The 18,507-nt window shown below is 66.4% G+C and carries 16 protein-coding genes; 13 read left to right on the plus strand and 3 right to left on the minus strand.

The window, feature by feature from the left end:
• Window positions 1-10: 10 nt before the first annotated feature.
• Window positions 11-265 carry a type B 50S ribosomal protein L31 gene (locus tag B0E47_RS12250; RefSeq protein ID WP_077514541.1) on the plus strand — a complete coding sequence of 85 codons (255 nt, stop codon included), beginning with the start codon at window positions 11-13 and terminating at the stop codon, window positions 263-265.
• A gap of 274 nt (window positions 266-539) precedes the next feature.
• The gene (locus tag B0E47_RS12255; RefSeq protein WP_077514542.1) at window positions 540-1,835 is read left to right on the plus strand and encodes a citrate synthase; all 1,296 of its coding nucleotides are present in this window, start codon (window positions 540-542) and stop codon (window positions 1,833-1,835) included.
• A 105-nt stretch (window positions 1,836-1,940) separates the two neighbouring features.
• Here B0E47_RS12255 and B0E47_RS12260 read toward each other — a convergent pair whose 3' ends face one another.
• Both B0E47_RS12260 and B0E47_RS12265 read right to left on the minus strand, forming a co-directional pair.
• Window positions 1,941-2,612: a hypothetical protein gene (locus B0E47_RS12260; protein ID WP_077514543.1), complete on the minus strand. Its 672-nt coding sequence runs from the start codon at window positions 2,610-2,612 to the stop codon at window positions 1,941-1,943.
• An 88-nt stretch (window positions 2,613-2,700) separates the two neighbouring features.
• Complete coding sequence (locus tag B0E47_RS12265; RefSeq protein WP_077514544.1) at window positions 2,701-5,232, minus strand: penicillin-binding protein 1A; 2,532 nt, start codon at window positions 5,230-5,232, stop codon at window positions 2,701-2,703.
• 248 nt (window positions 5,233-5,480) lie between these two features.
• On the opposite strand from B0E47_RS12265, the gene B0E47_RS12270 reads away from it, so the two are divergent.
• From B0E47_RS12270 to B0E47_RS12320, 11 genes are all read left to right on the plus strand, one after another.
• Window positions 5,481-6,539 (plus strand): pilus assembly protein PilM, encoded by a 1,059-nt coding sequence (locus B0E47_RS12270; protein ID WP_077514545.1) that lies wholly within the window; start codon window positions 5,481-5,483, stop codon window positions 6,537-6,539.
• A complete protein-coding gene (locus tag B0E47_RS12275; protein WP_077514546.1) occupies window positions 6,539-7,285 on the plus strand; it encodes a PilN domain-containing protein in 747 nt (248 codons plus the stop codon). The genes B0E47_RS12270 and B0E47_RS12275 overlap by 1 nt, the downstream gene beginning before the upstream one ends.
• Complete coding sequence (pilO, locus tag B0E47_RS12280; RefSeq protein WP_077514547.1) at window positions 7,282-7,935, plus strand: type 4a pilus biogenesis protein PilO; 654 nt, start codon at window positions 7,282-7,284, stop codon at window positions 7,933-7,935. The genes B0E47_RS12275 and pilO overlap by 4 nt, the downstream gene beginning before the upstream one ends.
• Entirely contained in the window at window positions 7,932-8,477 is a 546-nt protein-coding gene (locus B0E47_RS12285) for a pilus assembly protein PilP (RefSeq protein ID WP_077514548.1), read from the plus strand. The genes pilO and B0E47_RS12285 overlap by 4 nt, the downstream gene beginning before the upstream one ends.
• A gap of 55 nt (window positions 8,478-8,532) precedes the next feature.
• On the plus strand, window positions 8,533-10,755 hold the full coding sequence (locus B0E47_RS12290; RefSeq protein WP_077514549.1) for a type IV pilus secretin PilQ: 2,223 nt from the start codon (window positions 8,533-8,535) through the stop codon (window positions 10,753-10,755).
• 169 nt (window positions 10,756-10,924) lie between these two features.
• On the plus strand, window positions 10,925-11,920 hold the full coding sequence (locus tag B0E47_RS12295) for a MoxR family ATPase (protein WP_077514550.1): 996 nt from the start codon (window positions 10,925-10,927) through the stop codon (window positions 11,918-11,920).
• Entirely contained in the window at window positions 11,917-12,852 is a 936-nt protein-coding gene (locus tag B0E47_RS12300; protein ID WP_077514551.1) for a DUF58 domain-containing protein, read from the plus strand. The genes B0E47_RS12295 and B0E47_RS12300 overlap by 4 nt, the downstream gene beginning before the upstream one ends.
• Entirely contained in the window at window positions 12,849-13,391 is a 543-nt protein-coding gene (locus tag B0E47_RS12305; RefSeq protein ID WP_077514552.1) for a DUF4381 domain-containing protein, read from the plus strand. The genes B0E47_RS12300 and B0E47_RS12305 overlap by 4 nt, the downstream gene beginning before the upstream one ends.
• Entirely contained in the window at window positions 13,384-14,370 is a 987-nt protein-coding gene (locus B0E47_RS12310; protein WP_077514553.1) for a VWA domain-containing protein, read from the plus strand. The genes B0E47_RS12305 and B0E47_RS12310 overlap by 8 nt, the downstream gene beginning before the upstream one ends.
• The gene (locus tag B0E47_RS12315) at window positions 14,367-16,259 is read left to right on the plus strand and encodes a VWA domain-containing protein (protein WP_077514554.1); all 1,893 of its coding nucleotides are present in this window, start codon (window positions 14,367-14,369) and stop codon (window positions 16,257-16,259) included. The genes B0E47_RS12310 and B0E47_RS12315 overlap by 4 nt, the downstream gene beginning before the upstream one ends.
• The gene (locus B0E47_RS12320) at window positions 16,256-17,953 is read left to right on the plus strand and encodes a BatD family protein (protein ID WP_077514555.1); all 1,698 of its coding nucleotides are present in this window, start codon (window positions 16,256-16,258) and stop codon (window positions 17,951-17,953) included. The genes B0E47_RS12315 and B0E47_RS12320 overlap by 4 nt, the downstream gene beginning before the upstream one ends.
• Here B0E47_RS12320 and B0E47_RS12325 read toward each other — a convergent pair.
• A complete protein-coding gene (locus B0E47_RS12325; RefSeq protein ID WP_077514556.1) occupies window positions 17,940-18,491 on the minus strand; it encodes an O-acetyl-ADP-ribose deacetylase in 552 nt (183 codons plus the stop codon). The two genes, B0E47_RS12320 and B0E47_RS12325, sit on opposite strands and share 14 nt — an antisense overlap.
• Window positions 18,492-18,507 lie beyond the last annotated feature (16 nt).

Raw genomic sequence — 18,507 nt, forward strand, 5'->3', positions numbered from 1 at the left:
AGAGTCTGTCATGAAAGCTGATATCCATCCGAACTACGCCCCGGTGGTGTTCCAGGATCTGTCGTCCGACTTCGCGTTCCTGACCAAGTCGACCATGTCCGGCAAGGAAACCATCAAGTGGGAAGACGGCAATGAGTACCCGCTGATCAAGGTGGATATCTCCAGCCATTCGCACCCATTCTACACCGGCAAGCAGAAGACGCTGGATGTGGGCGGCCGCGTCGACAAGTTCCGTCGCCGCTACGCGGGTTCCGTCAAGGAATAAGCGTTGGCGTGGCCCGCGCCTGGCGCCGGCCACCGAGTGGGTTCGATTCGCGACGCGGGGCAGGCGCAGGCTTGCCCCGCGTCTTTTCGTGTCCGCGATTCGACCATGCGCCATCGAATGTGAATGCCCCCTTGTGTGATAATGGGGAGTGAATTGATGCCACGGCATCGGTTGCGTCGCATGCACTCCCCGGTGTGCGGCACCCACACTCCCCTGCTGGACGGCTCGCCCTGGCGGCTGCCGACGGCAACGACCCATCTGCAAGGAGGTTTCCGTGTCCGACCCCAAGACCGTCAAGCTCGTCGATGAATCGAGCCATCGCGGCAGCGAGCTGCCCTTGGTCAGCGGCACCCTCGGCCCGGCCTGCATCGACATTGGCACGCTGTACAAGGATACCGGCCACTTCACCTACGACCCCGGCTACGGCAGCACCGCCAGCACCAAGAGTGCAATCACCTACATTGACGGCGACCAGGGCGTGCTGCTGTATCGCGGCTATCCGATCGAGCAGCTGGCGGAAAAGTCCAGCTTTCTCGAGGTGGCCTACCTGCTGCTCAACGGCGAGTTGCCGAAGCAGGACGAGTTCAGCGCGTTCGAGCACGACATCACCCACCACACGATGATGCACGAGGCGCAGAAGAATTTTTTCCAGGGCTTCCACCACGACGCGCATCCGATGGCGATGCTGGCCGCCGCGGTTGCCTCGTTATCGGCGTTCTATCATGAGAACCTGGACGTGGACGATCCGGCGGATCGCAAGATGGCGGCAATCCGCCTGATCGCGAAGATGCCGACCATCGCGGCGGCCTGCTACCGCTACACGATCGGCTGGCCGGTGCGCTACCCGCGCAACAATCTCGACTACGTGACGCGTTTCCTGCACATGATGTTCGAGGTGCCGAGCGAACCGTTGCAGATGAACCCGGTGGCGGCCAAGGCGCTGGACCTGCTGTTCATCCTGCATGCGGACCACGAGCAGAACGCGTCGACCTCGACCGTGCGCCTGGTCGGCTCGACCGGTGCGAATCCGTATGCATCGATCGCCGCCGGCATCACCGCGTTGTGGGGTCCGGCGCATGGCGGCGCCAACGAAGCGGTGCTCAAGCAGCTTGAGGAGATCGGCACGCCGGACAATGTCGAGAAGGCCGTGTTGCGCGCGAAGGACAAGAACGACAGCTTCCGCCTGATGGGTTTCGGCCATCGCGTGTACAAGAACTTCGACCCGCGCGCCAAGATAATCCGCGAGATGTGCCACAAGGTGCTGGACGAGCTTGGCGTCAACGATCCGCTGCTGGACGTGGCGATGAAACTGGAAGAGGCGGCGCTGAAGGACGACTACTTCGTCGAGCGCAAGTTGTACCCGAACGTGGATTTCTACTCGGGCATCATCTACAAGGCGCTGGGCATCCCGGCCGAGATGTTCACCGTGATGTTCGCCATTGCACGCACCGCCGGCTGGATCGCGCACTGGATCGAACAGCACGAAACGCCGGGATCGCGCATCGGCCGGCCGCGGCAGGTCTACACCGGCGCGGACGTACGCGATTATCTGCCGACCGGGAAGCGTTGATACGCCACCAGCCGGAGATTTTCCGCCTGCATGAAACGCCCCGGCCTGGTCCGGGGCGTTTTTCGCGGGCTGCGTGGGGCGGCTTTCAGCGCAGGGGGGCGGCTTTCAGCGCAGGGCGGCGTGCAGACGCTGTTCGAACGCTTCGCCGGTATCCTCTGCCAGCAGCACTTCCACCTGCGCCAGCGAGGCTCGCCGCATCGGCCGCAGTTCGGTACGATCCAGCGGAGCCTGGCGCAGCGCGTCGCGCGGCAGCACGGTGAGATCGAACGGCAGGTCGTCGGCGCTGAACAGCAGCACGGGATATTCGGGCTGTTCGTCGCGGCTGTAACGCAAGCGGCGTACCTGCATCTCGATCGGCACGCCGTGCTCGCGCAGGTATTGCACCACGGCGTCGGGGTCGTCGCTGTACACGTGCAGGCATACCGCCGAATGCGCGTCGGCGGTGCCCTCGAGCACGGCACCGACCAGGCGCGGTTCGAACGCGGCGAGGAAGGCCATCGCCTCGATCGCTGCCTCGCGTCGCTGCTGCAGCAATTGCGGCTGGCGATCGGCGAGGAACAATCGCTGGTGTTCGCGCAAGGCCTGCTCGATCTCCAGGTTGCGCGGCAACGCCTGCGTATCGAGGATGCCCAGCCGCTCGGCGGCCTTGAGCTTCGCGTGGTGGAAGTCGCGAATGCCGTGCTCGCTCATCAGGCGGGCGGCTTCCTGGGCCACGCGCAGGCGGTTGCGTTGCAACCGGTCATGCGCATGGATGCGGTGGTGTTCGCCTCGGGACATGACGCACTCCTCAACGATGGATGGCGCCTGGGTGGATGGCGCCGACCGCGGCCCTCTCGCACAAGGTCCGGGTCGACGACCCGCGGGTTCAGAAGATCTCGTAGGCGTGCTGCTGATCCTGCTCCTTCTGCTGGGCGGCCTGGCTGCGCAGGCGATCGACGTCTTCGACCTTGAACATCTCGTTCATGCCGTCCGGGTCGTCCGCTCCCGTCGGCAGGCCACTGTTGCGGTTGATCCATACCGTACTGATTCCGGGCGGCATCGGCAACGTGTTGGGCGGCAACCCCTTGAGCGCCGCGCTCATGTACTGCATCCAGATCGGCAGCGCGGCCTTGGCGCCGAACTCGCCATGGCCCAGCGAGCTGTAGTCGTCGAAACCTACCCAGACCGAGGTCGACAGGTCGCCGTTGAAACCGACGAACCAGGCATCGCGATGGTCGTTGGTGCTGCCGGTCTTGCCGGCCAGATCGGACCGGTCGAGCGTGCGCGCGGCGGCGCCGGTGCCGCGCAGGATCACGTCTTTCATCAGCGAGGTGATCATGTAGTCGTTGCGCGGCCCGATCACCCGCGGGGCGAGCACCGGCGGATGATTGCCGGCTTCGTGCACGTCCGCCGGCAACACGGCGTCGCCGACGCCGTCGACGCTGCTGGATCCCGCCGGTGCGGCGGCGCTGCCAGCCGCCGCCAGTCGATTGGCAGGGGTCTTGATCATCTCGGCCGGTGGCGGCCCGGGCGGTCGGGTGTCGAGCAGGCGCTCCTGGCAGTTGCGGCAGGCGCGCGCCGGATTGGCCAGATAGACCGGCTTGCCGCTGCGGTCATCGATCTCGTGGATGAAGTAAGGCGTGATCAGATAGCCGCCATTGGCGAAGACCGCGTAGCCGCGGGCCATGCCCATCGGCGAAACCGAGGCCGTGCCCAGGGCCATCGACAGGTTGGCCGGAATCGCATCCAGCGCAAAACCGAAGCGGGTCGCGTACTCGCGCACGAAATTCACGCCGACGGCGTCGAGCAGGCGCACCGAGACCAGGTTCTTGGATTGCACCAGCGCCTCGCGCAGGCGCATCGGGCCGGCGAACTTGCCGTCGTCGTTGGAAGGCGTCCAGAGGCCGTTCGGTCGCGACGGGTCGGGGAGTGCCAACGGCGCATCGTTGATGATCGAGGCGGGCGTGAAACCGCGTTCGAAGGCCGCCGAGTAGAGGTACGGCTTGAAGCTGGACCCGGGCTGGCGTGCCGCCATCACCGCGCGGTTGAACTTGCTGCGGTTGAAGTTGAAACCGCCCACCAGGGCCTCGATCGCGCCATCCTCGGGGTTCAGCGAAACCAGTCCCGATTGGGCGGCGGGTATCTGGGCCAACTGCCAGTTGCCCTTGTCGTCGCGGGCGAGCCGGATGATATCGCCGCGCTTGAGCACCGCATCGACCCGGCTGGGTGCGGCGCCCACCCGATCTTCGCTGAGGCGCGGGCGCGCCCAGCTTATCGCGGCCAGGTCGAGCACGACGCTCTCATGGGTGGACAGATAAACGGTGGCCCGTTTTGCATCGCTGGCCGTGACCAGGCCCGGCTGCATGCCCGAGACGCTGCCGTAGCCGGACAGCAACTGGTCGAAATCCGCCTCGCCGGCGCCGGCGGGCAGATCCTGATGGGCTTCCGGACCACGCCAGCCATGCCGTTGGTCGTAGGCGATCAGGCCGTCGCGCAGGGCGTCCACGGCCTCCTGCTGGCGGGTGCTCTGCACGGTCGTCTTGACCACGTACCCCTCGGTAAGTGCCTCGTTGCCGAGGCGATCGAGCACCTGCCGACGCACCATTTCGGCCAGGTACGGCGCCTCCACCTCGATCGGCTGCTCATGGGGAAAGGCGTGGTTGGGCTCGGCAATCGCCTGCTCGTAGATCGCCTTGGTGATGTAGTTGTGCCGCAACATTTCGCTCAACACCCAGTTGCGTCGGGCCAGCAGGCGCTTGGGACTGTTGATCGGGTTGACCGCCGAAGGCAACTGGAAGGTCGAGGCGATCGCCGCGCATTCGGCCACGCTCAGCTGATCGAGCGTCTTGCCGTAGTAGTACTCCGCCGCCGCCGCCACGCCATAGGAGCGATGGCCCAGGAACATCTTGTTGAGATACAGCTCGAGGATCTGGTCCTTGGTGAGCTCATGCTCGATGCGCAGCGCGATGAAGATCTCGGTGAGCTTGCGCGAGTAGAGTTTCTCGGGACTGAGGAAGAAGTTGCGCGCCACCTGCTGGGTGATGGTGGAGCCACCCGGTCCCTTGTCGCCGCCGGTGATGATCACGTGCCAGCCGGCGCGCACAATGCCGTGCCAGTCGACGCCCGGGTGGTGGTAGAAATCGGCATCTTCGGCGGACAGCACGGCATGTTTGAGCCGGTCCGGCACCTGGCCGATGTCCACCGGAATACGCCGGGTCTCGCCGAACGTCGCGATCAGCTTGCCGTCGGCGCTCAATACGCGCAGCGGGACCTGCATGTGATAGTCCTTCAGCACGGCAACCGAAGGGAGTCGGGGGGCTATCAACCAGTACGCCACGCCTGTCGCGAGCACGGCCAGAAGCAAACCGGAAAACGCCAGGATCAGTGCCCAGCGCAACAAACGCTTGAAAATTCGCATGGTGTGGAGATAGCGAGACCTGAGTCAAAACATGGCAGAGTATAGATGTTGCAGTATGGGGGCCATGCGGGGGTGGCCGAAGCAAGAGCCGAGCCAGCATGGCAAGAGCTGCAAATGTGGTGGACATCACGCCATTTACTTGAGAAAGTTTCCGTAGGCCGTTGCCTTTACGTTAATTTTTCGATTTAATGCCACTGCGCACCCCGCCAGAAATCTGGCCAGGGCGTCAGCGGCAAGGGGGAAACACCGTGGGGCTCTTTACACCGAAGAAGCCGGCGCTGATTGGCGTCGACATCAGTTCGACCGCCGTCAAGCTGCTGCAGCTGAGTCAGGCGGGCGGGCGCTATCGCGTGGAGCATTACGCGGTCGAGCCCCTGCCGCCCAATGCGGTGGTCGAGAAGAACATCGTCGAGGTCGAGGCGGTGGGCGACGCGATCCGTCGGGCGCTGGCGCGGTCGGGTTCCAAGCTCAAGCATGCCTCGGCAGCGGTCGCCGGGTCGGCGGTGATCACCCGCATCATCCCGATGACCAGCGAGCTGTCCGACGATGACCTCGAAGGACAGATCCAGGTCGAGGCGAATCAGTACATCCCCTATCCGATCGACGAAGTCAGCCTCGACTACGAGGTGATCGGCCCGGTACGCGACAACCCGGACATGAACAACGTGCTGCTGGCGGCCTCGCGTACCGAGAACGTGGACATGCGCGTGGCGGCGCTCGACCTGGGCGGGCTTACCGCCGCTGTGATCGACGTCGAGGCGTTCGCGATGGAGAACGCGTTCGCGATGGTGGCCGACCAGCTCAATGTCGGCCGCGACGCCCTGGTGGCGGTGGTCGACATCGGCGCCACCATGACCACGCTCTCCGTGCTGCGCAACCAGCGGACCATCTATTCACGCGAGCAGGTGTTCGGCGGCAAGCAGTTGACCGACGAAATCATGCGACGCTTCGGGCTCTCCTACGAGGAGGCCGGTCGCGCCAAGCGCAAGGGCGGCCTGCCCGAGTCCTACGAGACCGAGGCGCTGGAACCGTTCAAGGAATCGCTGATCCAGCAGATCAGCCGCCTGCTGCAATTCTTCTTCGCCGGCAGCGAATACAGCAAGGTCGATCAGGTGGTGCTGGCCGGAGGTTGCGCCTCGATTGAGGGGCTGGGCTCGATGCTGGAAGAACAGCTCGGGGTGCCTTGCGTGGTCGCCAACCCGCTGGCCCGCATGTCGCTGTCGCCCCGGGTGCAGGCCCAGGCGCTGGCGCAGGACGCGCCGGCCCTGATGATCGCGGTCGGCCTCGCCTTGAGGAGCTTCGACTGATGGCACACGTCAACCTACTTCCGTGGCGCGCGGAACGGCGCAAGCAGCGTGAACGCGAGTTCTACATGCAGCTGGCAGCCGCCTTCGTGGTGGCGCTCGGCCTGCTGCTGATCTGGTACATCTGGATGAACATGCGCATCGACAACCAGAACGAGCGCAACGCGTACCTGCAGACCGAAATCAAGCAACTGGACGTGCGCATCGCCAAGATCAAGGACCTGGAAACGGTGCGCGCGCACCTGCTGGCGCGCAAGCAGATCATCGAACAGCTGCAGGCCGATCGCTCGCAGATGGTGCATCTGTTCGACGAACTGGTGAAGACGATCCCGTCCAGCGCACGCCTGACCGCGCTCAAGCAAAGCGGCCAGTCGATGTCGCTCGATGGCGTGGCGCAGTCCAATGCCAGCGTCGCCGAGTACATGCGCAACATCGAGGCTTCGCCGTGGATGGGTCATGCGGATCTGCGCAAGACCGAAAACACCCATGACGCCACCCGCATGCCCTATACGTTCGGCCTGAACGTATCGCTGAGCCGCCCCAAGACCGACGAGACCGATGCCGGCAAGACTGCGGTGGAGCCGGCCGATGCCGCCTCCAGTGCCAATCCGGCCGTACCCGCGACGCCTGGCACGGCCGCCAAGGCCATGACGCCGCCGCCGGCGGCAGTCCCCACGACCGTCGCCAAGCCGTCGCCGGAAGCCACGCCGGCGAGTGCCGCCGCTGCCAAGGGAGGCGCCGGATCATGAGTTTCCTGACTGATATCCAGAACCTCGATCGAAACAACGTTGGTGGCTGGCCGCAGTCGGTCAAGATCTTCTTCACCGCGCTGCTGTGTGCCGTGGTGTTGCTGGTGGGCTGGTATTTCTTCGTCAGCGACCAGCAGGACAGCCTGAATACGCTTGCCGGCAAGGAGAACCAGCTCAAGCAGGAGTTCGCCACCAAGCAGGCCAAGTCGGTCAACCTCGAGGCGCTGCAGCAGCAGCTCGACGAGATGCAGGACATGCTGCGCCAGTTGCTGCGCCAGTTGCCCAGCAAGACCGAGATGCCGGAGCTGCTGACCGACATCTCGCAGACCGCCCAGGCGGCCGGCCTCGACACCGAACTGTTTCAGCCCGGCCCGGAGACGCCGAAGGACTTCTACGCGGAAAAGCCGATTTCGTTGCGCTTCGTCGGCACCTACCACCAGTTCGGCACCTTCATCAGTGGCGTGGCCTCGTTGCCACGGGTGGTGATCCTCACCCTCCACGATGTCTCGCTGACCCCGAAGGCGCCAGCCAAGGCGGGGGCGGCAGGCGGCGGCCAGCTGGTGCTGCAGGGCACGGTCAAGACCTACCGCTATCTGGATGACGAGGAAAGCGCCGCCGCGAGCAAAAACAAGGCGGGGGCGAAGAAATGATGAACACGTCGATTTCCCGCAGATCCGCCCAGCTGGCGCGCCTGGCCTTGATGCTGGCGGTAGCGCTGGTGCTGGCAGGATGCACCCGCGGCATGTCGGACCTGCGCGCCTGGGTAGCCCAGGAGAAGGCCAGGAAAGGCTCGCCGATTCCGCCGCTGCCCGTGATCAAGACCTTCGAGACGTTCAAGTACGACGATCAGGACAGGCGTGACCCGTTCAGCCCGAGTACGACCGAACTGCAGAACAGCAGCGCCAACAGCGGTCCGCGACCGGACGCCAACCGGGCCAGGGAGCCGCTGGAGATGTTCGCGCTGGACAGCCTCAAGATGGTCGGTTCGGTCGGTGTGGGCCCGCAGATGGAGGTCCTGATCAAGGATCCGGGTGGCGTCATCCATCGCGTCCATGTGGGGGAATACATGGGCCAGAACTACGGGCATATCACCGCCATCAGCGAAGACCATGTGGATCTGGTCGAGCTGGTATCCAACGGCAATGGTGGCTGGATGGAACGTCCCGCCAGCATCGCGCTCGGCGAGCAATAGGAATACAGGGGCAGATGCAATGAGCAACCAAATCCAATCCGTGCGGGGCCGAGTCATGCGCCATGCGAGCCGTTACATCCTGATGGGTCTGCTGATCATCGGTGCCACCTGGGCCAGCGCCGCGATGGCGGCAGCGGCCACGCTGAAGAACATCAGCTACGACGCCCTGCCTGGCGGCGGCGTCGAACTGCACATGGACTTTGGCGACGGTCCGGTGCCGGAGCCGAGGATCTTCACGACCGAAAACCCGCCGCGCATTGCGGTCGACCTGCCTGATACCGACAACGCCGCCGCGCGCCACCTGGACATCGGCAAGGGCTCGACCTCGGGCGTATCGGCGGTTTCGGCCGGGGGCCGCACCCGCGTCGTGGTCGAACTGATGCGCGCGTCCAGCTATCGCAGCCGCGTCGACGGCCACAGCCTGGTGCTCACCGTCAACAACGGCAGCGCGAATCAGGCGGTCACCACCGCAGCCACCATCGATCCGACCAAGGCGCTGCCTTCATCCTCGGAAGGCCCCGCCATTTCCAACATCGATTTCCGCCGCGGTCCGAACGGTGAAGGCCGCGTGCTGGTCAGCTTCAGCGGCAGCGGCGCGAATGCCGAAATGACCCATCAAGGCGACAAGGTGCTGGTCACCATCGACCATGCGAACCTGCCGGCCAACCTGGCCCAGCGCCTGGATACGCTGGACTTCGCCACCCCGGTTCAGTCCATCGTCACCCGCGCCGGCAGCGGTGGTGGTGCGCGCATCGAGATCAGCACCAAGGGCAGCGTCGACGCCTCCGCCTACCAGACGCCTGATCAGTACGTGGTCGAAGTGGCGCCGAAAAAGGCCGACGCCAAGACAGACAAGCTGGCCCAACTGGACAAGGAGCCGAGTTACAACGGCAAGCGCGTCACCTTCAACTTCCAGGACATCCCGGTGCGCTCGGCGCTGCAGTTGATCGCCGACATCTCCGGCCTCAATCTGGTGGCGTCCGACAGCGTCGGCGGCAGCGTCACCCTGCGCCTGGTCAACGTGCCCTGGGATCAGGCGCTGGACGTGATCCTGCGTGCCAAGAGCCTGGACAAGCGCCGCAACGGCAACGTCATCTGGGTGGCCCCGCAGGCCGAGCTGGCCAAGTACGAGCAGGATCTCGCCGACGCCAAGCTGAAGGCGCAGGATACCGCCGAGCTGGTCACCGACTACGTGCCGATCAGCTACGGCAAGGCCTCGGACATCGCCAAGTTGCTGACCACTGGCAGCATGCAGGGCGGTGGCGGTGGCGGCAGTTCCAACACCCAGCGTGGCTTCCTCTCGCCGCGCGGCAGCGTCTCGTTCGACCAGCGCACCAACACCCTGCTGATCAACGACACGCCGGAAAAGATCAAGCAGTTGCGTGATCTGATCGCCGTGCTCGACAAGCCGGTGCAGCAGGTGCTGATCGAGTCGCGCATCGTGGTGGCCACCGACGACTTCACCCGCGAACTGGGCGTGAAGTGGGGCGTGTCCGGCGCCCAGGTCAACAAGAACAACATCATCACCACGGCGCCGACGGGCGATGGCGCGTTGACCTACGGTACTGGTGTCCACAACAACATCGTCAACTACAACAATGCCTACAGCGACTGGGTGGCCAACGGCAGCAATGGCGCCGCGCCGCATCCTGGCGCGGTGACCCTGCCGGGTGGCTTCAACGTGAACCTGCCGGCACAGGGCGGCAGCACGCTGGGCTTCGCCATCCTGGGTGCCAACTACGCGCTCGATCTCGAGCTCTCCGCGGCGCAGACCGAGGGTCGTGGCGAGGTGATCTCCAGCCCGCGCGTGATCACCGCCAACCAGCAGGAAGCGGTGATCCGCCAGGGCCAGGAAATCGGCTACGTCACCTATCAGAACCAGGGTGCTGGTGCCGGTGGCGCGCCGACCGCTTCGGTGCAGTTCAAGGACGCTGTGCTGGAACTGAAGGTGACGCCGACGATCACCGCCGACAATCGGGTCTACCTCGCGATCAACGTCAAGAAGGATGCACTGGCCGCGTTCGTCAACACCCCGAACGGCCAGGTGCCGCAGATCGACACGCGCGAGGTGAATACCTCGGCCCTGGTCGACAACGGACAGACCGTCGTGCTCGGTGGCATCTACGAGGTCAACAAGAACAACACGGTATCCAAGGTGCCCGGGCTGGGCGACATCCCCGGCATCGGCGCGCTGTTCCGTGATACCAAGCGCACAACCTCCAAGGCCGAGTTGCTGATCTTCGTGACCCCGCGGATCCTCAGCGACACCTTGCAGTAAGTTGCCTTGCGGCAGCGGAGAAGGGCGGCCCAGGCCGCCCTTTTTCGTGCTTTCCCGCCGGTGCGACCGACAGAATTAAACTTCCGACGCAGATGATGGTCAGAGGGACGCCGACGAGCCGCCCTCATGGAGCGGGCGCGCAGGTGCCAAGCCGAACCGGAAGCCGATCATGGACATGCCCGAAACCTCGCCCCTCAGCCCACTGCAACAGTCCTTCGCACGCCTGCGTGACGAGTTGAGGCTCTGCATCATCGGTCAGCCCCGCTTGGTCGACTGTCTGCTGGTCGCCCTGCTGGCCGATGGCCATCTGCTGGTCGAAGGCGCGCCCGGCCTGGCCAAGACCACGGCGGTGAAAGCGCTGGCGGCGCGGATCGAGGCGGACTTCCACCGCGTCCAGTTCACGCCCGACCTGCTGCCCGCCGACCTCACCGGCACCGACGTGTTTCGCCCGCAATCGGGCAGCTTCGAGTTCGAGCGCGGCCCGCTGTTCCACAACATCATCCTGGCCGACGAGATCAATCGCGCGCCGGCCAAGGTGCAGTCCGCGCTGCTGGAGGCGATGGCCGAGCAGCAGATCACGGTGGGCCGCAGCACCTGGCAGCTGCCGGATCTTTTCATGGTGATGGCCACCCAGAATCCGATCGAGCAGGAAGGCACCTTCAACCTGCCGGAGGCCCAGCTCGATCGTTTCCTGATGCATGTGACGATCGGCTATCCCGATGCCGCCTCCGAGCTGGCGATCCTCAAGCTGGCACGCGAACAGGCCAGCCGGCGCGCCCATCCCGTGCCGCCACCGCAGGCACTGCTCAGCCAGCCCGATGTGTTTGCCGCACGCGATGCTGCAATGGCCGTGCACATGGCGCCGGCGCTGGAGGAGTATCTGGCGCAGCTTGTGCTCGCTACGCGTGATGCCGGCCGCTACGGTGCGGAACTCAAGCGCTGGATCGCCTGGGGCGGCAGTCCGCGCGCCACCATCGCGCTGGATCGCTGCGCGCGCGCGCAGGCATGGCTTGCCGGTCGCGCCTATGTGTTGCCCGAGGACGTGCATGCGATTGCCCACGAAGTGCTGCGACACCGCGTGCTGCTCAGCTACGAGGCGCAGGCCGAGGGCGTGCGACCGGATCAGGTGATCGCGCGCCTGCTGGATCTCGTGCCGCTGCCGTGAGTGCGGTGTCGTCAACCCCTGCCGAGGGCGATGGTCGCAGCGCGGTCTCGTTGGCCGAACTGATCGCGCTGCGCAGCCGCGTCGGCCATGTGCACATGGCACCGTTGTCGACCCGTGCGGCCCGCCATGGGCAGCAGTCCAGCCGTCTATACGGCCGTGGCATGGACTATGCCGAATCGCGGGTCTACCAGGCAGGCGATGACGTGCGCCGGCTGGACTGGCGGCTCACCGCGCGCAGCGGCCGGCTGCATACCAAGTTGTTCCAGGAGGATCGCGAAGGCTGTCTGCTGATCCTGCTCGACACTCACGCCAGCATGGTTTTCGGCACGCGGCAGCGCTTCAAGTCGGTGCAGGCGGCGCGTTCGGCGGCGCTGGCGGCATGGTACGCCACGCACGCCGGCGAACGGGTCGGTGTGCTCGCGTTCGGCGGAGTCGATCACCTGCTGCGGCCCCAGGCGGGTCCGCGCGGCGCGCTTGCCGTGTGCGGCGCGCTGGCGCAATGGGATGCCGGTCCGCGCTTGGAACGATCGCAGGCGTTGTCCGATGTCTTGATGCGTGCCGCCCAGGTGTCGCATGGCGCCAGTCGGGTGCTGCTGATCAGTGACGGATTCAGCTGCGATCCCGCGGCGCGCCAACGGCTGCTGGACCTGACCCGGCGCGCTGCGGTCAGCGTGCTGGTGGTGGCCGATCCGCTGGAGCTGGCGCTGGCGCCGCCGGGGCGCTACCCGCTCGAGCATGCCGGCGAGCGTCGCGAGGTACTGCTGCAATCGGCGCGCCAACGCAGCGACTTCCAGCGCACGCTGGGTACCGGAGTCAGGCGGCTGGCTGGTCTGGCCAGTTCGCTGGGCTTGCGCAGCGCAAGTATCGACACCACCGCGGATCCGTTCGACGCCGTGTCCGGGCTGATCGGTCGCCCGGGGATTCCGCGATGAATGCCGGGACCGGATCACACGCGGCCGCGGCTGGCGCCTCCGGGCCCAGCCTGCGTGACATCCATCTTCCCGCTGCGCCATCGTGGTGGCCACCGGCACCAGGCTGGTGGCTGCTCGCCGCCATCGTGTTGTTGCTTGGCGTGATGGCGGCCTGGGCCTGGCGTCGCCATCGTCGCGCACAGCGCCGGCGCAAGCAGGTCCTGGATGAACTGGAGCAGCTGGTGTGCCGGCACCATGGTGACGGCAGTCCGGCTACTTTGCTGCAGGGCCTCCATCAACTGTTGCGACGGGTGGCGCGTCAACACGATGCCGATGCCATCCGGCAGCGAGGCGGCGCGTGGCGCGAGACGCTGGCGCGGGTGCCGGTCGACGCCGCAACCCTGGATCAACTGGTTGCACTCGATCGGCTGATCTACCAGCCCCCGGGCGAAGGCGACCGGGAAGCCATCGTCGCAGCAACCAGACAATGGCTGCGTCTGGCCGTAAAGCCGTCCAACTGGGAGAAGATGGCGCCGGAGCGGGAGGCCGCCGATGCCTGAGTTCGCCTGGCCCTGGATCATCCTGCTGCTGCCGTGGCCGTGGCTGCTGCGGCGATGGTGGCACCCGGCGGCGCCGGGGCAAGCCTTGCACCTGCCGCAGCCCGGCGTGCCGCTGAGCACCGTGGCGGACAAGCGCGCGCACGGTGCAACACCATGGTTGCTGGCGCTGGCCTGGCTGTGCCTGCTGCTCGCGGCGGCGCGACCGCAGTGGCTGGGGCCGCCGCAGGCGCAGCAGCGCAGCGGGCGTGCCTTGATGCTGGCCGTGGATCTGTCCGGCAGCATGCGCACGCCGGACATGCAGCTGGCCGGCCAGTCGGTCAGTCGCTTCGGCGCGGTGGAGGCGATCGCCGGTGACTTCATCAGCCGGCGCAGCGGCGACGAAATGGGGCTGATCCTGTTCGGCAGCCAGGCCTTCCTGGTCACCCCGCTGACCTACGACCTGTCGGCGGTACGTGCGCAATTGCAGGGTGCCGCGGTGGGGCTGGCCGGCAGTCAGACCGCGATCGGCGACGCGATCGCAGTGGCGGTGAAACGCTTGTCGGCGTTGCCCGAACAGGCACGCGTGCTGGTGCTGCTCACCGACGGCGTGAACAACGCCGGCAACATCGCGCCACGCGAAGCGGCGCGGGCAGCCAAGGCGGCCGGCGTGCGCATTTACACGATCGGCATCGGCGCCACGCAAATGCAGATTCCCGGCTTCTTCGGCATGCAGCTGGTGAATCCTTCGGCGGATCTCGATGCGGACATGCTCACCGCGATCGCCAGGGAAACCGGTGGCCGATTCTTCCGCGCCACCGACAGCAGCGAACTTGCGGACGCCTATCGCACGATCGATGCGCTGGAGCCGATGCCGCAACACGGGCCGAGCCTGCGTCCGCGACACGAGTTGTTCCGCTGGCCGTTGCTGGGCTCGATCGTCCTGCTGCTGTTTGCAATCATGCCGCGCCGGTGGCGAAATCCGTCGGAGCAGCGCACATGAGCGAGCTGCTGCAGCAGTTTCATTTTCTGCGCCCATGGTGGCTGCTGGCGCTGGCCATGTTGCCGCTGCTGGCGCTGCCGCGCTGGCGGCGTGACGGTGGCCAGTTGGAACTGTCACGGCTGGTCGACGCCGATCTGCTGCCGTATCTGCTGCGCGGGCAGGCGCGCCATCGATACCTGCCGTTGTGGCTGTGCGCACTGGGCTGGTTGCTGGCCACGCTGGCCCTGGCCGGCCCGACCTGGAGCCGTGTCGAGCAACCGCTGTATGCGAGTCGTCCGGCACAGGTGGTGGCGATCTCGCTGTCCCGGCACATGCTGGCGCGCGACGTGGCGCCGAGCCGGCTCGATCGGGCGCGTTACAAGGCGCACGATCTGCTTGCCAGCAACCACGATGGACTCAACGCCTTGATCGGCTATGCCGGCGAGGCGTTCGTGGTGGCGCCGCTGACCTCGGATGCGAATAGCCTGGGCGACCTGCTCGACGCGATGGCCCCGGACACGATGCCGGTGGACGGCAACAACGCGGCGGCGGCGATCGCCCTGGGTGCGAAGCTGATGCATGACGCCAAGGCCGGTGGCGGCTCGCTGGTGCTGATCACCGACCAGGCCGATGCGGCAGCGGATGCCGCGGCGCGCAAGGCGCTTGCCGCCGGCGTGCATGTCTCCGTGCTCGGCGTGGGCACCGCGCAGGGCGGCCCGGTGCCGCTGTCCGACGGCGGCTTCCTGCACGATGCGAAGGGCGACATGGTGCTCGCCGGTCGCGCCGACGCGGCGCTCGCCGCGCTGGCCCGCGCCGGCGGCGGCCGTTACGTGGCGATGAGCGCCGACCCGCATGACATCGACGCCTTGCATGCCGAGTTGCGCAAGGCGCCGACGGCCACGGCGACCGGACAGCTCGGCGATCAATGGCAGGATCGCGGCCCCTGGCTGCTGCTGCCGTTGCTGTTGATCGTGGCCACGGTGTTCCGTCGCGGCTGGCTATTGTTGCTGCTGCTGGCCTGCCTGCCGCTGTTGTCGACCCGTGCCGAAGCTGGTGCCTGGAAAAATCTCTGGCAACGGCCGGACCAGCAGGCTGCGCAGGCGTTGCGCAAGGGTCGTCCGCAGGAAGCGCAGCGGCTCGCCCGCGATCCCGCATGGCGCGGCGTGGCGGCGTATCGCGCCGGCGACTATGCGGCAGCGGCGGCGGAGCTGCAGCACGCGCGCGGTGGCGATGCGGCGTACAACCGCGGCAATGCGCTGGCCAGGGCTCAGCGCTACGAGGAGGCGATCAAGGCCTATGACGAGGCGCTGAAACTCGACCCGGCCAATGCCGACGCCAAGGCCAACCGCAAGGCGGTCGAGGATTGGTTGCAGCAGCAGAAAAAACAACAGCAGCAACAGCAACAACAGAAGTCGGGTCAGAAAAAGCAATCCGGCCAGGGCGACGGCAAGCAGCAGTCGACGCAAGGTGATCAGGGCAAGGATGGCAAGCCGGACTCGACCCAGCAAAAGTCGGCGCAGGACGGCAGCAAGCCTTCGGATCGGCAGAACCAGAGTCGGCAATCGCAATCGCCGAATGAGTCTGGCCAGAATCACTCCGGCGACCAGCCCAAGCCACAGAGCGCGCAGGAACGGGCCGAACAAGCGGCCGAGGCCGAGCAGGCTCGGCACGCGCTGAAGCAGCAGATGGACCAGGCGTTGGCCGCGCAGCCGGCCAAGCCCACGGACAAGGCCCCGTCGCACCAACTCGGCGCGTTGGGGAAGGACGATCCGCAATCGAAGTTGCCCGCGGATCTCCGCAACGCCCTGCAACGGGTCCAGGACGATCCCGGCGCGCTGCTGCGGCGCAAGTTCGAACTGGAATACCAGGAGCGCCATGGCGGTGCTCCGGACGAGGATGGACAGCCATGAGTTTTGCACGGGTCATCGCGGGCTGCCTGCTCGCCCTGCTGCTCGTTCCTGCGCCGGCGCGGGCCAGCCAGGTCACCGCCACGCTGGATCGCAGCCAGGTGCAACTGGGCGATACCGTCACGTTGAACCTGCGCGTCGATGATGCGGGCGGCAACGTCGCCATGCCCGACCTGAGTGCGCTCTATCAGGACTTCGACATCCTTGGTTCGTCACAGAACAGCAGCCTCAGCATACTCAACGGCAAGGCCACCTCCAGCCTCACCTTCGGCGTGGCGTTGCGACCGAAGCACGTCGGCACGTTGCAGGTCCCTTCGCTGAAGGTGGCGGGCGCGCAGACCGCGCCGCTGCAGCTTGAAGTCAGTGCGCCGAGTGCGGCGGCGGCCGTAGCGCCAAACCGGGACGTCTTCATGGAGGCGCGGGTCGAACCGCAGCAGGGTTATGTCGGCGAGCAGTTCAGCTACGTAGTGAAGCTGTTCTACGCGAATGATCTGAGCGGCGGGCCGATCAATGTGCCCAACGTCAGCGGCGTCGAATTGAATCCGCTCGGCAAGGGTTTGCAGTACGACAGCGTGCGCGGTGGCCGCACGTATCATGTCTTCGAGCAACGCTACGCGCTGACCCCGCAGCGGGCCGGTCGCGTGGATGTTCCGGCGGCGAGTTTCCAGGGTGCGGCGATGGATCCGGGCGATCCCAACAGCTTTTTCGGCGCCACCGACAACGTGTCGGTCAGTGCGCCGGCCGTCTCGATCGAGGTGCAGGCCGCACCGTCCGACTGGGGCAATCACGCCTGGTTGCCGGCGCGCGACCTGAGCCTGAGCCTGGATGGCTGGCCGGCACCGCAGCAAGTACGGGTCGGGCAGCCGCTCAACCTCACCATGACGCTGCAGGCGACCGGACTCTCCGACGACACCTTGCCGGCGCTCAGCCTGCCACCCCTGGATGGCGCGACGGTCTACCCGGACAAGCCGGTGACACACAATCACGTCGATGGTCAGTGGATCATCGGCCAGCGCCAGCAGGCGTTTGCGATCGTGCCCGAGCGCCCGGGCACGTTGAGCATACCGGCGACCACCTTGAAGTGGTGGAACGTGCTCACCGACAAGATGGAGGTGGCGCAGATACCCGCGCGCAGCGTCACCGTGCTGCCGGCGATCGGTGGCGGCACGACGCAGCCTGCGGTCCCGGCGTCGACTTCGTCAGCTGCCGCGACGGCCAGTCCAGCGGCATCCGCGCCTGCGCCGACGCCCTGGCGCTGGATCGCGCTAGGCAGCATCGCGCTGTGGGTGGGCAGTCTGCTGGCCTGGTGGCTGTGGGGTCGGCGTAGGCGCCGGGCGCCCGGAGCCGAGCCGACGCCGGCACCCGCCAGCAGCGCGCATCAGGCCAGGATTGCCTTCCTCGCCGCGGCGCGCGACAGCGACGTGGCGGCCCAGGCTCGTTGCCTGCTGGCCTGGGCGCGCACGGAACGCCCGGGTATCCAGCATCTGAGCGAGCTGTCCGCGGCGCTTGACGATGCCGCACAACACGCGGCGATTGAAGCCCTGCAACAACGCCATTACGCGGGTACGTCGACGGACAGCGGCGATTCCGGCGTGGAACTGGTCGACGCATTCAGCCGGGGCTTCGCGTGGCGCAGCGCAACGGCGGATCGGGACGGCGCGGCGCTGCCGCCGCTATACCCCTTCAAGTTGCACTGAACGGCTCCCCGCCACGCAGTGCCATGTCCAGCGCGCGCTGGAAAACGCTGCGGACGGTTTCGCTGAAACAGCACAAGGTGATCCCGATCGCCTCTTCGTGGTCGAGTTCATCGCGCAGCGTGGCCACCGCCACCGTGGCGGCCAGCGCGACCGGATAGCCATAGATCCCGCAGCTGATCGCGGGAAACGCGATCGTGCGCAAGCCGTGTTCGCGCAGCAGTCGCAACGCACTGCGATGGCAGCGCGCCAGCAGCATGGGTTCACCGTGCGTGCCGCCATGCCAGACCGGCCCCACGGTGTGGATCACGTGGCGCGCCGGCAGATCGAACCCCGGCGTGATGCGCGCCTCGCCGGTGGGGCAGCGCACGCCGGGCGAAGATTCGGGCAGTCGGCGGCAGGCCTCCAGCAGCGCCGGCCCGGCCGCGCGATGGATCGCGCCATCCACGCCGCCGCCGCCGAGCAGGCCCGGATTGGCCGCGTTGACGATGGCATCGACCTCAAGCGTGGTGATGTCGGCGCTGACGATATTCAGAGGCATGGCTTCATGGCGAGGG

This window comes from Rhodanobacter sp. B05 (genome assembly GCF_002001085.1).
In the GTDB taxonomy this organism is placed as follows: domain Bacteria; phylum Pseudomonadota; class Gammaproteobacteria; order Xanthomonadales; family Rhodanobacteraceae; genus Rhodanobacter.